This is a genomic window from Plesiomonas sp., assembly GCF_051652165.1.
In the GTDB taxonomy this organism is placed as follows: domain Bacteria; phylum Pseudomonadota; class Gammaproteobacteria; order Enterobacterales; family CAMTGL01; genus Plesiomonas.
The window spans coordinates 314,570-335,999 of sequence record NZ_JBOFTR010000016.1 but is presented as its reverse complement, the minus strand read 5'-3'; the positions used below and the strand labels follow the sequence as shown (position 1 = coordinate 335,999).

Genomic DNA, 21,430 nt, shown 5'->3' with positions numbered 1-21,430 from the left:
AATCAAATATCCAACACCACTTTTGCCGCAATAGCAATTTGGTACAAAATAGTAGAAATACCGCGGGTAACTTCAATATTCTTTGAGTCTACTTTTGGCAGAACCATAATTTCATCACCGGCATTCACTTTGGTGAAATAACCTGCCGACTCAGACTCACCATTTTGGCGAATAATAATCACTTTTGAGTTATCTGAGTTTTGAGAGAATCCACCCACTTGCTTAATATAATCTTTGGCATCATTCCCTTTTTGCCAGCTTACGGCATTAGGGAATAACACTTCACCGTGCACCATCACCAAAGAGGTGCGCTCTGGAATACGAATAATATCGCCATCTTCCAATAACGTGGTTTTTATGCTCTCTTTGTTGAGCACCACTTGCCCTTTAGGCTCAATTTGCCGCGCTTTTTGCACAAAGCGGGTAATTAAATCGGCCTCTTTAATCCGCAGATTAGCCTCTTCCGAGGTGGATGAGCGGGCGGATAATACGCTCTGCTCTAATTTATCCAGCGATAAATTAAGCATCTCTTTCTGCCGCGTTTGTACCGATTTTCTAAATAACTGCAGGGCATCAACGCGCGACATACTATTGGCGTTAATCTGCTTGAGCACCTGTTCCATGGTCGCGCCATACGGCAGCACAATGGCGTGCTGGCCGGAGTGCGCCCCTTCAATCCGCACCTGAATAGTGCCGGCATAACGGTCTGCGGTAACGGCTAATTGATCACCATCTTGCAGGGTGATATGAGTGGCTTGGTTAATGGGGTAATATTCACTGCGCTTTTCGCTGCCTTGTCGGCGGATAATACTCACATGGGTTGCGCCCGGTTTTGGCCGTGCCCATTTCAGGGCTTGTTGAACGGTAATGTTCGCTTGCTCAAACTCAAAGTCATAGGCATTAAATACCTCACCGGCCACACTGAACGTATGCTGGCGCGGGCCAATCACAATCACATCACCATCAGTAAACTGAATCAGATCGAGCGAGCCATTGAGTAAAAAATCATACAGATTAATTTTTTTACGTATCTGGCTGCCACGCTTAACCGTAATATCAACGTAACTGCCGCGCGCAGGGTCTACGCCGCCAGCTTTATCAATGTATGAAAGTAATGAGTCAGAAGCCACGCCGCCATATAACCCCGGCTGGGTAACAAACCCGGTAACAAAAACCTTTACAGGTTGTGCCGCTTCGAGCGAGGCATACACGTTAACGTTAGATTTATACACCTGCCTGACTTTATTGGTCACCAGTGTATTGAGCTGGTTGTTTTTCATGCCGGCAACTTTTAACGGGCCAATATTAGGCAGAAAAATATTACCTTGTGGGTCAACCACCGTGTTACCCGCATACTCAAATGCGCCCCACATTTTTAGGGCAATGCGATCACCACTGCTGATTTGGTAATTGGGGTTAAACCCTTCACCAAGGGTAGACATAGTGCCGTTAAACAGTTGTGCGCCAAACATGCTGCTGGCCACTTTTACTGGGGGCAGCAACGCGGCATTGTCTGCGGTTAACTCGGTTAGTTCTGTAGGGGTTGCAGCCAGTGCATGGGGTAAAGCAATACTGTGCAACGTTAACCCAAGGGTGAGTGCAAGCACGGAAATTTTCATGATATTGCCACTACAAATAGTCATTACAAAAGGGGATAAAGGCGGGGCGTTACTGAACACCGGTTTAATCACGGTGATCTTCAATAATCGCAATAATTAAGCGCGCCACACCGTACATCAGGCTAGAGCAGAGCAATACGGTAAATAACCAATATAACCGTGTTGGGTATTGAGACTCTTGCGGTAACTGTGGCGAGGCAATAATCGCCAGTGATTTTAATTTACGTGCTGCATCAATCCGCGATTTCTCAACCGAGGCGATAGACAATTTATATAAATCTGTACTGAACTGATGCTTGGCTTTTAGCTCTTCATAGTCAGCCACCATTTGGTTGAGTTTTTTCCCGTTGGGCGAAGCAACTTTCTCTTTTTCTATCGTAATTTGTGATTTAAGTGCCCGAATATTATTACGCAGTGCCACCACTTGCGGGGTGTTATCTTTAAGATAAGTTAGCTGGTTTTTTAATTCCGTCTCTTGTGCGGCTAATTGTACTTGCAGCTCATTTACCAATCGGCTGGTTGCTTCAGCTTGCAACAGAGGGTCGAGCACACCATGTTCGTTTTGGTAATCAAGCATCTCAACTTTAATGGCGCTGAGTGCATTGGTTGCTCTGGCCAGCTCATCTTGCGCAAAACGCATTTGGTCAGCGGCAATGCGCTGCGATAAGGTGTTAATAAACAGTTCAGACTGTTTTAAAATATGTTGATTTAACTGCTGTGCAAATGCAGGGGTAAAGCCTTGGGTTTTAATATTGAGAATGCCGGTTTTATCATCAAAATTAACGGCAACTTTATTGCGGAAATAGTCAAGAAAGGCTTCCCTTGTGGCATCACTGGGTAGCCAGTGTAAAAAATCTAACCCACTTTCTTGATATGCTGTTTTTAAATCCAGCTCTTTATCTATGCTGTTAAGCATATCAGCCGAGCGAATATACTCTTTAAGAAACAGCGCATCTTCTGATACAGAAGGGTTGACCCCACCAAGCAATAACCCCACATTTAAACCTGAACCATCAAGGTCACTGGCGCGTTTTACCACAACTTGCGATTGGCTCTCATAACGGTCTTTGGCAATGAGCGTTAAATAGGTGGCAGAACAGAGTAGGGGAAGCCCAATAATCAGAGCAGGCAGTGCGCGGTTAAGATCAGAGAGTGAAAATTTTTTAATGCGGTTATGCAGGTCGTTTAGCTTCATCGTCTTGATATACTTGTATGGCTTCATCAATAGAGTGGTAAACCTCAACGCTGTGGCGTGTAATCAGCAGCGCAATATCACAGAATTTTTTTAGCTCACCCATTGAGTGCGATACCATTAAAAATTGTGATTGTTTCCGTTTTTGCTGAATTAAATCAGCGCATTTTTTCTTAAATGTGGCATCGCCCACCGCGGTCACTTCATCAATCAGGTAATAATCAAAGTCAAATGCCATGCTCAAACCAAACCCTAAGCGTGAGCGCATACCTGAAGAGTAGGCTTTAATCGGCATATCAAAATATTTACCCAGCTCTGCAAAGGCTTCAACAAAGGCCACTTTTTCCGCCAACTCCTCTTTTTTGGCATATAATCGGGCAACAAACTTCACATTTTCCCGCCCGGTTAAACTGCCCTGAAACCCCCCGGCTAAACCCAGTGGCCAAGAGATTGTTTTTGGCGTAATAACCGCGCCGCTATCTGGCCGATCAATGCCGCCAATCACGCGCAATAAGGTTGACTTGCCTGCCCCGTTACGCCCAATCAGGCCAACGCTTTTCCCAGCAGGCAACGTGATATTCACATCTTTAAACACATAGTGTCGGCCTGCTGGCGTGCGGTACGATTTGGTTAAATTATCTAAATAAATCATGATGATGTCAGCATCGCCTCTTCACGGTAGCGGTATAACACCAGCCCGATAAACAACATGCCAAGCGCACAAAAGCAGAGGTAGCTGAAGCTGATGTTTTGCGTTTGGTAGGCAGGGAAAACCGCTTGGCGTGAAAGCTCTACGGCGTGCAAAATGGGGTTCCACAATAAGTAGGTTTGGTACTCTTTCGGCACAGAGTGTATTGAAAACATAATACCGGAAAGAAAATAGAGGGGCTTGAGGATGAGCGGTAAAAACTTACCCGCCTCTTCTGAAATATCACCCAGCACCATAAAAATGAGCCCAAGCCCTAATGAAAAAGCGATCAGAGCTAAATTTGCCCCTATCAGTAAAGGAATATTATCCCACGTAAACTCTTCACCCATCAGGCGAATGGCCAGCATCAGCAGAATATAAACGGCACTGTAAATAAGCACCTCTAATATGCTGCGCGAAATAATCGTATCAATCGGCTTTACAGGCCGATAGTGAAATAGTGCCTGATTTGCTGCCACGGCATTTAATGAGCGTGTCGCAATGCTGTTAAAAATAAACCAAGGAATAATGCCATTAATTAAAAAAACCGGGAAAGAGATATCAGGCATTGCCCGTTTCATAATAAACCCAAAAATAAGCAACATAACGAGCATATGTGCAGCAGGTTCTAACGGGGCCCAAAGATAACCAAGGCGGTATTTACCAAAGCGGGTTTTTAGCTCGCGTAAGAAAAGCGCAAAAATAGCCGCTTTCTGAACTTCAAGACCAGAGCGTTTCATATTCAATACAGGTATTTTAGCAAAACAAAAAGGCGTATCGCATTTGAGATATTCGTTTAAATGGGCATTTAAGTACGCTACCGCCCTTAGGTTGCAGCCCCTAAATTGCTGAAGATCAGATACGAAGTGGTGTTTTAGGTTAGTAAAACCTGACAAAAGTACACAATTAATCGCAATGAAAAAATACGCTACAGCCCCTAAGTTATATCCCTTACATTGTGCTAGGCGTGTTATGTGTGATTAATCAACGGTATTTTTGTAAGCAAAAGCGACAGCTTTTTAGGGGTAAGCCATGCGCATAATTTAGCATTTTGTGCGCATTAAGAATTAAATTGCGCATTAAGTTAATAAATAATCACTAAATGAGTGTTTTAATGCATATGGTTTCATAGTGTGGCGTAGTGTTGATGTGTTAATTTGTATGCTTAATCTAATAAATGGCTAAATATTGTTACGCTATACAAAGTGGAATATTGAACCTACAACGTGGCTATTTCAAAAAAAATAACCAAACCACGGCACAATAATAAACAGATGTAATGTTGTGTTTGTCATGTGTGATAAATCGACTTTTTACCTGATTTAAAAAAACAGTGTCAGTTTTTTGGCGTATGCAGATAAGATCGTAAAAAAAGAGAAGAGAAGAAAAAGACAATAAGAGAAAAAGTAAGAGAAAAAAGGTATAGGATAAAAAAAGAGTAATAAATGTAAATAAAATGTGATTTTATCTATTGCCAATAAATACAGCAATGATCAGCAAATAATGAGCCTAATACGGCAAGCAGTAATAGCAATAATAATGAAAAGAGCCATTATCGGTAAATAGTCATAAATGATATATCACATGCAATCCAGTTCCTTTGTTGCAGATTCATTCCGCGCTAAAATGCGGCCTTGCCCCAGAAATTGAAGTAAGGATGCCAATTGGAACTTGGGTTTTCGCTTGAGATTATTGCGTTATTATTTGCTGCGGCGATGTTATCAGGGTTTATTGATGCTATCGCCGGCGGGGGGGGGCTGATCACTGTGCCAGCCTTGCTTGCAGCCGGATTACCCCCAGCAATGGCGCTGGGTACAAATAAATTACAAGGAACAGGGGGCTCATTTTCTGCCAGTTGGTATTTTATCCGGCAAGGGGCAGTAAAATTAACCGATATTAAATTTATGATTGGGTGTACTTTTATTGGTTCTATCTTGGGCACGTTATTAGTACAAACCATTGATACATCAATGCTACAGCAAGTTTTACCATTCCTAATTGTGGCTGTAGGGCTCTATTTTTTACTTACCCCAACACTTGGTGCAACTGATCGCCACAGCCGGCTCTCTTATGTTGCATTTGGTTTAACGGCAGGCATAGGGGTAGGTTTTTACGATGGTTTTTTTGGCCCTGGAACAGGCTCATTTTTTGCCGTTGCCTTTGTTACGCTGCTTGGTTTTAACTTAGCTAAGGCCACGGCACACACAAAAGTGCTCAATTGCACATCAAATATCGCCTCTTTGCTATTTTTTGCGCTGGGGGGCAAAGTGGTGTGGAGTATAGGCCTATTGATGATGGTTGGGCAGTTTATCGGTGCACGTTTAGGGGCCGGTATGGTGATGACCCGTGGGCAAAAGCTCATTCGCCCAATGATTGTGACCGTCTCTGTATTAATGACTGGAAAAATGCTGTTTGATAGCCACAGTGCGCAGTTTTCCCTGTGGTTTAACGCACTAATGAGTTAATAGCAAGTCAGTAATAAAGAGGGTGATCAATGTTTATCATCACAAAATTTACCATTACACCCCCCCACACAAAAAAAAGGCCAAGTTAATCAATCTTTGGCCTTTTGGGTATTAGCTGCACTCTCTTTTTAAGAATACTTTATATTGAACGTGTTTTATTTTTAACTGCCTGTTATTTTTAATGCTCTTCTGTCTGTTGGTAATTAAATATTGGTAAGCCCAGTGAAAAGTGCATGGCCAATAGCCGAGCAGTAAAGCCGGCGATTAAGGTGATTAGCGTGACACTATTTTGATCCAACCCTAAATACGGCAAACCAATATACACAATGCCTGCAGCGAAAGAGATCCCCGCGTATAACTCTTTTTGAAACACCAGGGGGATCTGATTACAGAGCAAATCACGTAAAACGCCACCAAATGCACCAGTAATAACTGCGGCAATGGCCGCAATAATTGGCCCATGGTTCATATCTAACGCAACTTGAGCACCAATTATTGAGAACACAATCAAACCTAAAGCATCAAGCACCAAAAAAACCTTACGCAAATGCTTCATCACGGGGGATATCCACACCGTTAAAATAGCAGCACACGCCACAATAACAATATAGTATGGGTGTTTAACCCAGCCAAGTGGGTAGTGCCCTAGCAATATATCGCGAATAGAGCCTCCGCCAATGGCCGTGACACTGGCAATAATAATCACCCCAAACAGATCCATTTTACGGCGGCCAGCCGCCAGTGCACCGGTCATGGCTTCTGCCGTGATCCCGATTAAATATAAAACAGTAAGCAGCATAAAAAAGCATCGCCATGCATGAGAGTAAACCAATACCGTATTTTATGGATATGTTTTCATTTATGGATAAATAACACATCGAACGGCTACTGCCCTATATTACGCTGAAATTTCACACTTTTCGCATTAGTAATTCTTATCATTTTGCTGAAAGATAAGGGTGAAAAGTAAGGGTGGCAGTTGTGTGTTGACACGTCAGCTTCCTTTTAAAAGCATTTTTGCTAAAGAAAAATCAGCGAAACTCTGTTTGTTTTATTAATAACAAAAAAGACAGATAACATACGGTTTGCGTAAACAGTGATAGTATGCCGTTACTGCGTAGAATTTATTGTTTAACCCCATACTGTATGAAAACAACAAGCATGAGTGTTGAAATTGTTGAGTTTGAAAGCCAAATACTGGCATTAATTGATAATCACGTTGAGCAGGCTACGGATGATGAACTGTTTGCTGGCGGTTATTTGCGCGGACACATTACGCTGGCTGCCGCACAGGCTGATTTAGCCAATGAAAATACGCTGGCAGCACTGGCCCACTATGTTGATGTTAGCCTGAATATCGCCATTGCTAATGGCGAATTATCACCGCCAGATCAACAACTCGTACGCAGCTTATGGGCCACGTTATTACAGCAAATTACAGTATCATCGTAATAACAATAATGATAGGCGCTGTATAGCAGTTTTATTTATTAGGGCTGGAAATATTGCAAGGGTATTTCTAGCTATTTATTTAAGTTAATAGTTAATCACCGTATCATGTAATAATTTTTTGTGAACACAGTATAAGTGGTTTTACTTCATCATTTCATCATTTCATCATTTCATCATTTCATCATTTCATCATTTCATCATTTCATCATTTCATCGACTTATCGATTTGATTTACTTTATTGGTTGTTTATATTCGCTTATCACAGTGCCTGTTATCTTCTGTTTATGTTTTGTCATGTATATTTATATCACCGTTATGATACTGATGTTTTAAATGGTACTTGGTTGGCACACAAAAATAACCGCTGGAATATACAATGCACATATTGTTGAATGCAGTGTGTGTTATCGCTATCCAATCAACGCATTTGGCGTGTTAATAAAAATAGTTTTTTGTTAAACATGGCTTTAGTGTGTAGTATTAAAGCAGTGTATATAAAAGGAGTTAATATGCAATTAACACATTCACGAACACTGATACCGTTAGCCGCGCTGATGGGTTCATTTTTAGCATTTGCAGCAGATTCACAGCCTGGGGAGGCTCAAAAAGTGGCAACAACACCGCATGTCGCAGCCGTGTCCTCTTCCACAGAAGCTCGCCCGTCAGTGCTCTCTTCTGAATTAATTAAAAAAGTCAGTAGCACGGTTGATGCCGATACTCCCCGTCTTACCGGTATTTTTAAAGATATTCATCAGCATCCCGAAATTGCTTTTACAGAGCAGCGCACTGCCGCGATTGTCAGTAAAGAGCTCAAAGCGTTGGGGTTTGATGTAACCGAAGGCATTGGTAAAACCGGTGTTGTTGGCGTGCTCAAAAATGGTTCAGGCCCAACGGTATGGTATCGCGCAGATATGGATGCAAACGCCGTGCGTGAAGAGACCGGCCTGCCGTATGCGGCAACCCAGAAACAGCGGTTAGCCGATGGCACAGAAGTTGATGCGATGCATGCTTGTGGGCACGATGCACATATCACCTGGTTATTGGGCACAGCAAAAGCATTGGTCGATCTGAAAAATGCATGGTCAGGCACACTGGTCGTCTATGCACAACCCGCAGAGGAGTTAGGCACAGGCGCACAAGCTATGGTGCAAGATAAACTGTGGGAGCGTGGTTTTCCTAAACCCGATTATGCATTTGGCGCACACACCGCACCGGGCCCGGTGGGGGTAGTGGCCAGTGCTCCAGGGGTGCGTATGGCTGGTGTTGACCAACTTGATATACTGTTTCAAGGTGTCGGTGGCCACGGTTCAACCCCACAGATGACCATTGACCCAGTGGTTATGGCCGCGCAGGCGGTCTTAGCATATCAAACCATTATCAGCCGCAATATTGATCCACAAGCCGCTGCAGTGCTATCAGTCGGCTCAATTGTTACGGGGCGTGATAACAACGTCATACCCAATACTGCAGAACTAAAACTCAACTTACGCTGGTTTACACCTGAAGTGCGTGATCAATTGATCAAACGTATTGATGAAGTGAACAGAGGTATTGCCATCTCAGCCGGTGTACCAGAAGACAAAATGCCGACTCGCACCATGAAAGGCAATGCAGGCCCTGTGGTCAATAATGCAGCGTTAGTGGAAAAAATCAATCCAGAGCTTGAACAACTGTTAGGGAAAGGGAAATTGATCGAACAATTCCCTGCTGTGATGGGCTCAGAAGATTTTCAAGAGGCATTTAAGGGGCTTGATGTACCATACTCTTATATGTTAATCGGTGTTGCGCCACCCACGTTATTTGCTGCAGCACGCGCAAAAGGCATGCCATTTCCTTACTCAAATCATAACCCTGACTTTTTTGTTGATTTAGCCGCTATTCCTGTCGGTGCGAAAGTGAATACTGTTACCGCATTGGCTATTTTTAATAAAAAATAGCCCGGAATGCACGCTGTATTCAATAAACATCCCTCAGTAAAGGGATAAAATAACAACACACCCCGTTAAAGATCATTGCACTTTAGCGGGGTGTGTTGTTTTAACCAATATATACTCTCACTGAGTAAGCCGTCTCAATAAACGAGAGGGTATATTCATTTTATCGCCTTGCCATCTTCTGCTGGGTTGATTATCTTTAAACAGATATGTATGAAAGAGAAATTAAGCCCTTTTTCTTACAATCGTATTGTATTTTTAATCTTGTGTTATAGGGAATATCAACCATGTTACTGCGTTCTTTTTTTAAAATAGGGCGATTTCTTGTATTGCTCCTATTATTCGCCCACACCTCAGCGTATGCCACAGGGCAAGCACACCTCTTGTTTCACATGGGGTTAGGTGCAAATGGGCAATTTTTTGTTGGGGGAACAATACAAAATAAAGGTGATGCACCAATAACATCAGGTTATGTTACGGTTTTAGCGTTATCAGAAAACTGCACACCAGGAAAAACCTATACCATTGATTATGCAGTTATAGAACCACATCAAAAAATTGAGTTTAGAGTACCTGTTACAGGGCATTTAGCCGGTTATCGTTTAGTTGGGTTTAATGCATTTGATGATATGGGGTTTGAATTACCCGCCGTTGATGAAACACACGATATTATTAAACAGCGCGAACCTGAAGAGCGAAGCAAGTGCTTACTGAATAGGGATAAAACCACAAAAGATAAATCGACAAAAGATAAAGCCACAATAGTTACATCAGCAGTAAATGCGTAGAGTGGGAATTTAAAAAAAAAGTGCGCTAAGAATAACGCCATTTAAACTACTTATCGATATAATATTAACGATATTGTTAATAGGCCTAGCTACGAAAATAAGCATATGCAGAGGTTTGAAAATAAGAGTAAAACGTATGCAGTAAAGGCCTGTTTAATATACCCATATTAAATTTTATTAATATATTCGGTGATGCGTTCTATCCCTTTGGTTTGCTCCCATTGTATTATTGTTATGATTAAACAATAGCCATACCATTATTCATGAGTATGGCCGGTTAACTTATCGACTAATTCATTTGTTTTGGTCTGTATAACTCTTTCTCATCACAATTGCTTTTCCTTTTAACAACTTGCGTATCCAATAACGGTTCGGATTAAGTGCTTGTAAAATATCCTCTTCTAGTGGCAGTGGTTCACCGTTCATTTGTGCGGCTAATAACTCAGCCAGCAGTGGTGCGCTGGTTAATCCGCGTGAGCCTAGCGCAGCAAGCACAAACAGATCGGGATAATACGGTGCTGGCGCAATCTCTTCAGGGTTGTGGTGCAGTTGGTGTTGTAAATGCGCATATTGGCTCAGAGTTGCCGCGTAATGAGGCACCGCGCCCATCATGGGAAAATGATCGCGGGTCGCACAGCGGATTGCCGCGCGCGCTTTGTCGCCAGTTTGTAGCTCTTTAGCCCACGTTGCATTGGGTAAACTGCGCTGCAACTTAGCCAGATTCTCTTGCTGATCGCCTGCCCGCAATGTGGTATCGGTATCACTGCGCCCGTAAGTTGCCCCTAAACAGTGGTGGTGCGTGTTATCACCACCCGCTATCGGAGTCAGATCCATGGGCGTTAAATAACCCTCGTAGCACAATACTGTATGCAGTTTTGAAAGCGCCGGATGTGTTGGCACGTGTGAAACCTGCCCACGTACGGAAGATAAAGGTAAGTGCTCACTTTGAGTATACTGCGTTACGCGATGGCCATTTGCTAATACAACAACAGCATGCTCAGAAGGTTGAGGTGTGGTTTCTAAAGCCTCTGGTATCTTGGGGGCACCTGATAATATCCAGTGAGTTTCTGTGCGTGTCAGGGCCGTAATGGGGTGTTGATAATGAATGGTTAGCCCTTGTTGCTCAAGGTGATTTAGCACATTTTGGGTCAATTGTGCCGGGTACAGCCAACCCCCTTGTGGATATTCTGCTGCAGGGCCGTTGATCTCAACCCCTGCACGTAAGTTGGCACTCTCTGCTGTGTGAGCACAGACTAACTCAGAAGGCCATGGCGCACTGTCTGATGGATCAAGCAGAGCACGGAGTTTGGCATTGCTAGAAGAGTCATAGCCTAACTGCAATACTCCGCACCATTGATGATCAAACTGAATCCCTGTTGCTGCCAGTGCATCATATTGCTGGCGCGCAAAAGTGAATGCATGCGCAAAAAAACGGGCCAGTACATTTTTCTCACCATTAAGGAGTGGATACAGCGCCCCTTGACGATTGCCTGATGCGCCTTGCGCCGCTTTTGCATCAGCACAATACAGGGTAACTTGTGCGCCGCGCTGCATCAGCGCATGTGCCAATAGCGCACTGGCAATACCACCGCCGATAATAGCAACATCTTGCAAATGGCTGGCGTGAGGGCGGGCATAGCAGGCGGCAATGCGCTGCTGAAAAGCAAGATCAATATCACCACTCTTTGCTGTTTTTTCAGTGGTATGTTGTACAGTGACACACTGTTTTGACACCACGGAGGTATCCGTAACCGCTGTTGCAGGGGTATTAACGGATGATGAACAAGTTGAGGATGTAATAACAGAGTCAGAGTGAGCCGCGAACGGTGTTTCTACACTGACGTTTGGTACATTCACCGTATACGAAGTATTGCGGTCGGCAATATAACCGTGCAGCATTTCGCGCTTGTGCGCAAATCCTTTGCGCCGCAACACACAAAAACCCGCCTCTTGTAACCCACGGCGCACAAACCCTGCTGCAGTAAATGTAGAGAACGTACCCGAATCACGGGTTAGCCGAACCATCTCTTCAAACAGAGATTGTTGCCACATATCAGGGTTTTTTGACGGAGCAAACCCATCTAAAAACCATGCGTCAATACTGCGTTCATAACTGTGATTGAGTCTTGGTAATGTTTGGTTAATATCACCAAACCATAAATCGAGCACCACAGCCCCATGATCAAGCTGTATTCGTTGGCAGCCAGAAAGAGGTAAGGGCCAATGCTGATGTAAGGTATGACACAATTCTGCTAACTGTGGCCATGATTGGTGTGCTAATTGCAAGTCAGAGATTGATAACGGAAACTTCTCGAAACTGATAAAATGCAGGCGCTTTAATGCAGTATGTGGGTTTTCTGTCTTAAATTGACGAAAAGCCTGCCATACTGTCAAGAAATTGAGGCCTGTACCAAAACCTGTTTCAGCAATAATAAAGGTATGCGCGGTGTGTGAGCACCAACGTGTAGGCAGTTGATTGCCATCAAGGAAGACATATTGTGTCTCTTCTAACCCGTTATCGTTAGAAAAATAGACATCACCAAATTCAGAAGAGACAGGTGTACCTTGTTCATTAAAATGCAAGGTTGCCTGTTGAATCAAAGTGTTATTCACGGTAAGTAGACTCAAAAATGGAACTTGACGGTATTGTAACAGCACCGACCACTCGACAAAATGTGGAAAGCTGACCACTTATTGACAACAAAACCGTTAAACTTTGGCCAATTGCAAAGCGTTAAGGATATTTTAGGCATGAAAAGAGCCGTAATTACAGGATTCGGAATCGTTTCCAGCATCGGGAATAATAAAGCAGAAGTTCTGGATTCGTTGAAAGCCGGTCGCTCTGGTATCACTTTCTCCGAAACGCTGCGTGATATGAACATGCGCAGTCAGGTTTGGGGCGATATCAAACTGGACCTCACCGGCCTGATTGATCGTAAAGTGTACCGTTTTATGAGCGATGCTTCAGCATTTGCTTATATCGCAATGCAAGAGGCGATTACCGATGCCGGTTTGAGTGATGAGCAAGTCTCTCACGATCGCACGGGTATTGTTGTCGGTACGGGTGGTGGTTCGCCACGCAATCAAATTGCTGCTGCTGATGCCATGCGTTCACGCGGTCTGCGTGGTGTTGGCCCGTATATGGTGCCAAAAACCATGACCTCTGGCGTTTCAGCTTGCTTGGCAACGCCATTTAAAATTCGTGGTATCAACTACTCTATCAGTTCAGCCTGTGCGACATCAGCACACTGTATTGGTCATGCGGTTGAGCAGATCCAACTGGGTAAACAAGACATTGTGTTTGCCGGTGGCGGTGAAGAGCTAGATTGGTCAATGGCAATGGAATTTGATGCCATGGGTGCACTGTCAACCAAATATAACGAAACGCCAGAGCTGGCTTCCCGTACTTATGATGCAGGCCGCGATGGTTTTGTTATCTCTGGTGGCGGCGGTATGGTTGTGGTAGAAGAGCTTGAGCATGCGCTGGCTCGTGGTGCAAAAATTTATGCTGAAATCGTCGGTTACGGCGCAACATCAGATGGTTACGATATGGTTGCACCATCAGGTGAAGGCGCAGTGCGCTGTATGAAGATGGCAATGCACGGTGTTGATACCCCTATTGATTATATCAATACCCACGGCACATCTACTCCAGTAGGCGATGTCAAAGAACTTGGTGCAATTCAAGAGATGTTTGCAGGCGAAACCTGCCCAGCCATTTCAGCTACTAAAGCGATGACTGGCCATGCACTGGGCGCAGCCGGTGTGCATGAAGCCATTTATAGCTTATTGATGATGGAACACAGCTTTATTGCGCCAAGCATCAACATTGAGCAACTTGATGAGCAAGCCACAGGGTTGAATATTATCACTGAAACTACCGAGCGTGAGCTGACGACTGTTATGTCAAACAGCTTCGGTTTTGGCGGTACTAACGCCACATTGGTAATGCGTAAATTTAAACAGTAACCTTTTTACGGCTTACCTTATAACTGTGCTGTATATGCGTATTATCGTGCAAACGGGTGTGGCACGATAACAAAAAGTAGACATTTTATATAACAGATACAATATCTTATACCGTATCAATCTGATAAATAGCCTGAGTTTCTCAGGCTATTTTTTTGCCTTATTTTGCTCTGCATCCTACTCATGTGACGCTATTATCAATAGCCTCAGTATCTTGTTGCTCGGTATACTGCAGTTTTCACGTGTTACTTTGCTTTACTGACTCAGTCTTGCTGTTAGGATTATCTATGTTGCGTGCTTTAGCTTACCAGTGCCCCCTTTGTCATCAACCTCTGACACAAAAAACGGGACAAAATAGTCAGCAGTGGGGTTGTGCTAATCATCATCAGTTTGATTGTGCCAAAGAGGGCTATGTCAATTTAATGCCGGTACAGCATAAACGCTCGAAAAATCCAGGTGATAATAAAGAGATGATGCAAGCTCGCCGTGCATTTTTAGAGGCCGGCTATTATCAGCCCTTGCGCGATAAAATCGCATCACTACTAGTTGAAACACTACTGGCAGATAAGCCACAACAAAACCGAGCATTAACACTATTAGATATTGGTTGTGGTGAGGGGTATTACACCTCTGCATTTGCTGATGCACTCTCGTTACCGCCGGCTGGAGTAGACCAAGCGGCGTTGGCCACTGATGCCTCTTTATCCACCCGTGTTATTGGGCTAGATATTTCGAAAGTGGCGATCCGCTATGCCGCCAAGCGTTACTCGCAATGTGATTTTTGCGTTGCCTCTAGTCAGCGTTTACCGTTTAACGATCAGAGCCTTGATGCTGTGGTGCGTATTTATGCCCCCTGTAATGCCGCAGAGCTGGCACGTACGATCAAAGAGGGCGGAGTTGTGATTACCGTTTCACCTGCGCCGCGCCACTTGTATCAGCTCAAAGAGCAGGTTTATGGTGATGTGGTGTTACACCCGTGTGCTGATGAACACCTTGACGGTTTTACACTGGTTGACGATCTGCGTTTATCGTATCCGATGCAGCTCAATGGCTCGGCTGCTCAGGCTTTGCTACAGATGACACCGTTTGCTTGGCGTGCGGCTGAATCTGTGTGGGAATTTTTACGGGCTCAAGAAAAGTTTGCCTGTGAAACGGATTTTGCAATACGTGTACACCGTCGTGACAGTACGCTTTGTGATTAAACTCACATCAAAGCTGATCCTCTGCTACAATCCCCCTCCTGTGGTACGCCTCGGTCTGTACCTCTTGTTGGCGTAGGTAATTTGCCGCGCCCTGATAATGAACTCAGCAGGAGACCGACCCGCAATGATTGTGGGAAGCTGAGTTCGGGAGCATAATTTTTATGTCTGTTGAAAATATGGAATCATTTGATTCTCTTGGCCTGTGCGATGAATTACTACGCGCAGTTGCTGAACAGGGTTATAGCCAGCCCACTCCGATTCAGCGTCAGGCCATTCCGGTGGTGCTGCAAGGTCGCGATATTATGGCCAGCGCCCAAACGGGAACAGGCAAAACAGCCGGTTTTACCCTGCCTTTATTGCAGCAATTGAGCACGCAGCCGCAGCCTAAAGGTCGTCGTCCGGTGCGAGCACTCATTTTAACGCCAACGCGTGAGCTGGCTGCTCAAGTGTGGGAAAACGTACGCGAGTACAGTAAATATCTGCCAATCCGTTCACTGGTTGTGTTCGGCGGCGTGAGCATCAACCCGCAGATGATGAAACTGCGCAGTGGTGTTGATGTGTTGGTTGCAACACCGGGTCGTTTGCTCGATCTGGTACAGCAAAATGCGGTCTCACTGGCCAAAGTTGAAACGCTAGTGCTCGATGAAGCTGATCGTATGCTCGATATGGGCTTTATCCACGATATTCGTAAGGTTTTGTCTTATCTACCAAGCAAACGTCAGAACTTGCTGTTTTCAGCAACGTTTTCTGATGACATTAAAGCGTTAGCCGATAAATTATTGAAAAACCCACAACTGATTGAAGTGGCTCGCCGTAATACCGCTTCTGAGCAGGTTGAACAGCGTGTGCACTTGGTTGACCGTAAACGTAAGCGTGAACTGCTGTCATACCTGATTGGTAAAGATCAGTGGCGACAAGTTTTGGTGTTTACCCGAACTAAACATGGTGCAAATCACCTGTCTGAACAGCTTGAGCGTGATGGCATTACCTCAGCAGCAATTCACGGTAATAAGAGTCAGGGTGCGCGTACCCGTGCACTGGATAACTTTAAATCGGGTAAAGTGCGGGTGTTAGTTGCAACCGATATTGCCGCGCGTGGTTTGGATATTGATCAACTGCCGTATGTGGTGAACTTTGAGTTACCAAATGTGGCAGAAGATTATGTGCACCGTATTGGTCGTACTGGCCGTGCCGGTTGTGAAGGGTTGGCATTGTCGCTGGTTTGTGTTGATGAGCACAAATTGCTGCGTGATATTGAGCGCCTATTAAAGCGTGAAATTCCAAAGCAGGCAATTGATGGTTTTGAGCCAGATCCCTCTATTCGTGCCGAACCAATTGCTAATGGCCGCCAGGGTAATGGTCGCGGTCGTAATGGTGGTCAGGCAAATGGCCGTGGCCGCAGTGGTGCAGCACCGCGCCGTGAGGGTAATTCAGAATCACGCAGCAGTGGCCCGTACTCTCAAGGCCCGTATGGTAATGAGGGCCGTCCGCGCCGTGATCGTGATGCGTCCACTTCTGAACGCCACCCAAATAGCGGTCAGCCACGTCGCCGTCCGTCAAACTAAGCGTATCCAGAGTCAGCGGTGTTTTACTGACTCTGTAATATAAAAAAACCGCCGCAGTGTAAGCTGTCGGCGGTTTTTTTTATCGATTAAGAGCTACCCGATAATCGCATGCGGTAAATAGCGGGAGAGATCTTGCGTGATCAGTGAGGCATCTTCGCGGATCGCAATCCCCGCGGGTTGATCATCAATTAGCCAACTGCCAATCAAGGTATAGTTATCGGCAAATTTAGGCAACGGATGATAGGCCTGATAGATCATGCCCTCATCACCATACGGGCCATCCACCTCATACACGGTTTGGTTATTCTGCACGATACTGATATTTGCCCCTTCACGGGAAAATAGCGGTTTGACCACGTAATCTGTCAGTGCTGATTTGGCCGGATCATCGGAGAAATAGGAGGCTAACAGGTTTGGATGATGCGGAAACAGCTTCCACAGCATTGGCAGCAGAGCTTTATTCGAGATAATCGATTTCCACATGGGCTCTAACCAGTTCACCTGCGCGCTGTGCAGATGTTCGGCGTAGCCTTCACGCATCATAAACTCCCACGGATAGAGTTTAAACATCCATTCGATAATCTGATCATCGCTATCAGTAAAGCGGCCGTTTTCGCCTAGCCCAATCTCTTCGATAAACACAAATTTGGTGTTTAGCCCGGCTTCTTTAGCGCAGTCTTCCAGATATTGCACTGTCCCGCGATCTTCTTCGGTATCTTGGCAGCAGGTAAAGTGTAAAGTATGCGGGCTATTCGGTGCGAGCTGATGAAACCGCTGGATTAGTGCATCTTGTACCCGATTGAATTGATCACTATCACGCCGTAACTGGCCGCGATCGACATTATCTTCTAGCCACAACCACTGCCAGAAAGCTGTTTCAAACAGTGAAGTCGGGGTATCGGCATTATTTTCGTACAACTTGGCCGGTGATTGGCCGTCGTAGGCCAGATCAAGCCGTGAATAGAGGCTAGGATCCCGCCGGTGCCACGAATCTGCAACCTGTTGCCAGAGAGGTTGGGGGATTTGAAAGCGACGCAGCAATGCTTCATCACGCACCACCTGATCAACAACCTCAAGGCACATTTGATGAAGCTCTTGAGTGGGTTGCTCTAAATCCTCTTCAATTTGTTGCAGACTGAATTGGTAGTAGGCGGTTTCATCCCAGTAGGGCTCGCCGTACATGGTATGAAAACCAAAACCAAATTCGGCGGCCTGTTGTCGCCAATGTGGTCGCTCTTTACAGGGTATTCGAAACATTATCCCCCCCAGCTGCGGCTGGAGCTGCTGCTTTTTCCTGATGAGTAAGAGCGTGAGCTCTCTTTACTGCCCCAGTTTGATTTCGCTTCAACTGTTGATCCAAATCCACCGCGTGAAATAGTGCGGGTGGTGGCAGGTTTGGATTTCAGCGCATTATTATCGAGTACAACGCGGCTGTTACTGTCGGCTTTACCATAACTGTAGCCATCTGCCGTTGTCCAAGAACCGTAGTTACGGTTATTGGGGTTTTTCGGGGTAAATACCGGCACATTGCTGTAACTTGGCCGACCACTGTTCATCATTTTGCCGAACATATAGCCTGCCATCATCGGCATAAACCAGTTTGTACCGGGTGATTGAACACACTGCCCTGCACCAAACTCGGCATTACAATCAGCCGCTGAGTTATACTTAGGGGCTGTTTTTGCTGCTTCTGCCAGTGCATTTTGGTATGCCGTTTGGCACTCAGAGGCAAGCTCTGGGTTTTGGTTGATGCAATCAGAGAGATTTTTAAACACTTCCGCTGAAATCGGAGGCTGTGACTCGTCACCACATCCTACAAGTACTAAACCTGCAACGGCTACTGAGAGTGGTGCAAGGTTAAACGGTCGCCAACTTTTGCGTAGTTTTTCCCGCAGAATTGTCTGGCTGCGTTTCATTCTGCTCTCCTTTAATAAGTCATGCAGGCTGCGTTGAGCAAACCAACAGAGATAGACATGCTCGCCATTAATATTGCCGCACCGGTTTCATTATTGGTGATGCGTTCGGCAAAGCTGGGCATAAAACCAAAGCGCACAATCAAGAAGGCGATGACCTGTGCCAGCATTGCCACTATTCCCCAGACGATAAAATCAAACACACTGACAGAGTTGCTGGCGGCACTGGCAATCGCCAGACTGTAGCCGATAAATGCACCTGATAGGGTAATTGCGGCAGCAACATTTTTCTCTTCTTTGACCAGCGTCCACTCATCGTAAGGGGTGATTTTTACGTAAACCCATTTGAATAGCATCAGCATAAAAAGAGATGCAAAAAAGTAGAGAGCAAATGATCCTAATCCTGACAATAGTGACACAGAGTCCTCCTTGGCACAGGGTTAATTCTAACAACACACTCATCGTGTTAATGGTGCATAGTGTATGGCATACAGGGTATACCAGTCTTAAATTACACTAAAATCACTGGCGGTAAGGTTTATTCCGGTGCTGATCACTAAGGCGCGCTCTTGATCGTTAAAGATCTGTTTCTCTTCGCCTGAGATCATCACAAATTCATCAACACTGTCATTGGCTTGGCGCTGATACAGCATAACAAATTGGTCGGTTTCAGCAGGAAATTGTGTACCGGTACTCCAAGTTTTCTCTGTCATCGCAACAGGGCGTTCATTATGCCAAACTTTACTGAACTGCTCACCTTCCAGCTCCCATGTGGGTTTGACTATCTCTTGTGCGAGGGTTTGATCCCACTTGGTTTGCGTATCAATGGCACAGGTTTCGTAGAAATACCATAATTTGACATCAACGACGTCTATATCTTGTGTTCCGCCTTGTTGCAGCACTTGCACAAAGCCATCGTCATCCGTGTAGAAACGCAGTAGGCGGCTGTTATTATCAAGCTGTACCTCGCCGACGGCCTGAATAATTTGGCTGCGTGCTGCGCCTTCAAAAATCACATGCGGTTCAATCAGGCGCAGAGCCAAATCATCAAATTCAATCGCGCCACCTAAGCGTAAGCCCAGCACTTCGGGGGCACTTGGCGCAGCAGAAACTGGGGGTGTTTTTTTCTTAAACCAGTCAAACATACGGTGGTTTCCTGACAGGTAAATATAGTCAAAAGCCCAGACGGTGCACGGCACTGACTGGGCTTGGGTTAGCAAGATGATCGCGTATTAATTGCCGTTTTTACGCGCCATAATACGGGCTAGTTCATCTTTTGCCGAGCTAGTAGGTGCACCACCAATACCGGCTTGCTTGAGTTTAGCCTGTAGTGCATCACCACTTTCTTGAGCATGTTGCTCACTGGCTGCTTCCAATTTTGCCTGCTGCTCTGCCTGCTTTTGCTTAATGCGATCGAGCGATTCTACCGCCGTCCGCATTTTAGAGTTTGCACCGACATTACGGGCAGAAACAGACGCTTGTGCTTTTTGGACTGTTTCAGTGGCTTTGACCATATCAACTTGCTGTTCGAGCTGGCGCAACTTCTCTTTTGCTTGCGTGATATTGGTACGCAGGGTCGTTTCTGAAGTGCCAAACTGGTCAAGATACTGCTGTTCGCTCTCTTGCTCACTGCGCAGTTTGCTGACACGCTCTGCGCACTCAAGCGCCAGCGTCTCTTCGCCTTTTTCCATTGCAGTTAGGGCATGTTGCTCATATTCATTAATGCTTTGCTCAAGCGTTTGTACTTTTTGCTCGGCCAATTTTCGTTTTGCAACAATGGTAATTAGTGCGTTATCTGATTGGCGTAACTCATCTTTTGCTTCACGGATCTCTTGATCCAAAATACGTAAAGCTTGGCTATCGGCAATGCTTTCTGCCGTCTCGTTCACGCCACCTTTTACTGCGGTAAATAACTTCTTCCAGATACTCATTGTTGTGCTCTCACTTCAAATAATCGTCGTACAGGTCAATAAACGCGGCAATATTACGGAACAGCGTCGTTATCTCAGCATCAATATTTTCATAAGAGGAGTGAGAAGAGAGCGCACCGAACGCTATGTAATACTCTGTATTGTTAATCGCACTGATAGCAATGGTTGATAATGGAAACAACTGGTGGGTCCGCAAGATAGTCGCATTTAAACCGGCAACATCTGCCACCTGTTCGGCACTAAATAGCAAGCTCTCAACTAAAATCTGCTCGCCAGAAATAGCTAAATATGCCTCTAGCCCTTCATCATTACGGATTAACAACGTATCAGTATGCGCTTCAACATCCCAGCCAGTATGTGTACTCAGGCGTTGTTGTAAATCAGCGTATTGCCATTTCATCGTCGAGATCCTTACTGGTTATTCAAGGTTATCTATTCGAACATGTTTTACCGTATTGCTGCTGTCTGTGTAGCCATGATTTGTATGTCATTACCTTGTAGGGGTAAATATGCTAAAACATGATTACCACTTCGTGATTTTATGACATTGATATGGTGGCACAGTTCAGATATATCAACTGTTCATCTATAACAACTCGGCATAATAAAGATAGATGAGCTAATTCTTACAATGTGATGCACAAATTAATTGAAATATTATGCTAAATATTTCAATTATTATTGGATTTTTATCCCAAATGACGTTGATGT

19 protein-coding genes are annotated in these 21,430 nt (G+C 44.9%); 7 read left to right on the top strand and 12 right to left on the bottom strand.

Going from position 1 to position 21,430, the window contains the following annotated elements; genetic code table 11:
* Window positions 1-2 precede the first annotated feature (2 nt).
* The 4 genes from ACRC53_RS11135 to ACRC53_RS11120 form a co-directional block, all read right to left on the bottom strand.
* A complete protein-coding gene (locus tag ACRC53_RS11135; protein ID WP_438643470.1) occupies window positions 3-1,619 on the bottom strand; it encodes a polysaccharide biosynthesis/export family protein in 1,617 nt (538 codons plus the stop codon).
* 64 nt (window positions 1,620-1,683) lie between these two features.
* Entirely contained in the window at window positions 1,684-2,814 is a 1,131-nt protein-coding gene (locus ACRC53_RS11130; RefSeq protein WP_438643469.1) for a capsule biosynthesis protein, read from the bottom strand.
* The gene (locus ACRC53_RS11125; RefSeq protein WP_438643468.1) at window positions 2,792-3,463 is read right to left on the bottom strand and encodes an ABC transporter ATP-binding protein; all 672 of its coding nucleotides are present in this window, start codon (window positions 3,461-3,463) and stop codon (window positions 2,792-2,794) included. The genes ACRC53_RS11130 and ACRC53_RS11125 overlap by 23 nt, the downstream gene beginning before the upstream one ends.
* Window positions 3,460-4,239: an ABC transporter permease gene (locus ACRC53_RS11120; protein ID WP_438643467.1), complete on the bottom strand. Its 780-nt coding sequence runs from the start codon at window positions 4,237-4,239 to the stop codon at window positions 3,460-3,462. The genes ACRC53_RS11125 and ACRC53_RS11120 overlap by 4 nt, the downstream gene beginning before the upstream one ends.
* Before the next feature lie 924 nt (window positions 4,240-5,163).
* Between ACRC53_RS11120 and ACRC53_RS11115 the strand changes: the two genes are divergently transcribed.
* Window positions 5,164-5,964, top strand: coding sequence for a TSUP family transporter (locus tag ACRC53_RS11115; RefSeq protein ID WP_438643466.1), 801 nt, complete (start codon window positions 5,164-5,166; stop codon window positions 5,962-5,964).
* Window positions 5,965-6,142: 178 nt separating this feature from the next.
* Here the strand turns inward: ACRC53_RS11115 and ACRC53_RS11110 are convergent, their stop codons facing one another.
* Window positions 6,143-6,763: a trimeric intracellular cation channel family protein gene (locus ACRC53_RS11110; RefSeq protein WP_438643465.1), complete on the bottom strand. Its 621-nt coding sequence runs from the start codon at window positions 6,761-6,763 to the stop codon at window positions 6,143-6,145.
* Window positions 6,764-7,125: 362 nt separating this feature from the next.
* Here ACRC53_RS11110 and ACRC53_RS11105 point away from each other — a divergent pair, with 362 nt between their 5' ends.
* The 3 genes from ACRC53_RS11105 to ACRC53_RS11095 all read left to right on the top strand — a co-directional run bounded on the left by ACRC53_RS11105 (window position 7,126) and on the right by ACRC53_RS11095 (window position 10,139).
* Window positions 7,126-7,416: a YfcL family protein gene (locus ACRC53_RS11105; protein WP_438643464.1), complete on the top strand. Its 291-nt coding sequence runs from the start codon at window positions 7,126-7,128 to the stop codon at window positions 7,414-7,416.
* A 510-nt stretch (window positions 7,417-7,926) separates the two neighbouring features.
* The gene (locus ACRC53_RS11100; RefSeq protein WP_438643463.1) at window positions 7,927-9,354 is read left to right on the top strand and encodes an amidohydrolase; all 1,428 of its coding nucleotides are present in this window, start codon (window positions 7,927-7,929) and stop codon (window positions 9,352-9,354) included.
* 284 nt (window positions 9,355-9,638) lie between these two features.
* On the top strand, window positions 9,639-10,139 hold the full coding sequence (locus ACRC53_RS11095) for a membrane-associated Zn-dependent protease 1 (protein WP_438643462.1): 501 nt from the start codon (window positions 9,639-9,641) through the stop codon (window positions 10,137-10,139).
* Between the two features lie 294 nt (window positions 10,140-10,433).
* Here the strand turns inward: ACRC53_RS11095 and mnmC are convergent, their stop codons facing one another.
* Entirely contained in the window at window positions 10,434-12,752 is a 2,319-nt protein-coding gene (gene mnmC / locus ACRC53_RS11090) for an FAD-dependent 5-carboxymethylaminomethyl-2-thiouridine(34) oxidoreductase MnmC (RefSeq protein ID WP_438643461.1), read from the bottom strand.
* A 138-nt stretch (window positions 12,753-12,890) separates the two neighbouring features.
* Between mnmC and fabB the strand changes: the two genes are divergently transcribed.
* The 3 genes from fabB to rhlE all read left to right on the top strand — a co-directional run bounded on the left by fabB (window position 12,891) and on the right by rhlE (window position 16,875).
* Window positions 12,891-14,108, top strand: coding sequence for a beta-ketoacyl-ACP synthase I (gene fabB, locus ACRC53_RS11085; RefSeq protein WP_438643460.1), 1,218 nt, complete (start codon window positions 12,891-12,893; stop codon window positions 14,106-14,108).
* A 287-nt stretch (window positions 14,109-14,395) separates the two neighbouring features.
* Entirely contained in the window at window positions 14,396-15,310 is a 915-nt protein-coding gene (gene rlmA, locus ACRC53_RS11080) for a 23S rRNA (guanine(745)-N(1))-methyltransferase (RefSeq protein ID WP_438643459.1), read from the top strand.
* 161 nt (window positions 15,311-15,471) lie between these two features.
* Window positions 15,472-16,875 (top strand): ATP-dependent RNA helicase RhlE, encoded by a 1,404-nt coding sequence (gene rhlE, locus ACRC53_RS11075; RefSeq protein WP_438643458.1) that lies wholly within the window; start codon window positions 15,472-15,474, stop codon window positions 16,873-16,875.
* A 93-nt stretch (window positions 16,876-16,968) separates the two neighbouring features.
* Here the strand turns inward: rhlE and ACRC53_RS11070 are convergent, their stop codons facing one another.
* From ACRC53_RS11070 to ACRC53_RS11045, 6 genes are all read right to left on the bottom strand, one after another.
* Window positions 16,969-18,132 carry a glutathionylspermidine synthase family protein gene (locus tag ACRC53_RS11070; protein ID WP_438621625.1) on the bottom strand — a complete coding sequence of 388 codons (1,164 nt, stop codon included), beginning with the start codon at window positions 18,130-18,132 and terminating at the stop codon, window positions 16,969-16,971.
* Window positions 18,132-18,791 (bottom strand): DUF1190 family protein, encoded by a 660-nt coding sequence (locus ACRC53_RS11065; protein ID WP_438643457.1) that lies wholly within the window; start codon window positions 18,789-18,791, stop codon window positions 18,132-18,134. Before ACRC53_RS11065 ends, ACRC53_RS11070 begins: the two co-directional genes overlap by 1 nt.
* An 11-nt stretch (window positions 18,792-18,802) precedes the next feature.
* Window positions 18,803-19,207 (bottom strand): DUF350 domain-containing protein, encoded by a 405-nt coding sequence (locus tag ACRC53_RS11060; RefSeq protein WP_438621627.1) that lies wholly within the window; start codon window positions 19,205-19,207, stop codon window positions 18,803-18,805.
* A gap of 87 nt (window positions 19,208-19,294) precedes the next feature.
* On the bottom strand, window positions 19,295-19,933 hold the full coding sequence (locus ACRC53_RS11055) for a YjfK family protein (protein ID WP_438621628.1): 639 nt from the start codon (window positions 19,931-19,933) through the stop codon (window positions 19,295-19,297).
* An 87-nt stretch (window positions 19,934-20,020) separates the two neighbouring features.
* Window positions 20,021-20,719: a PspA/IM30 family protein gene (locus ACRC53_RS11050; RefSeq protein WP_438621629.1), complete on the bottom strand. Its 699-nt coding sequence runs from the start codon at window positions 20,717-20,719 to the stop codon at window positions 20,021-20,023.
* Between the two features lie 10 nt (window positions 20,720-20,729).
* Window positions 20,730-21,119, bottom strand: a complete 390-nt coding sequence (locus ACRC53_RS11045; protein WP_438643456.1) for a DUF2170 family protein — start codon at window positions 21,117-21,119, stop codon at window positions 20,730-20,732.
* Window positions 21,120-21,430: the final 311 nt, after the last annotated feature.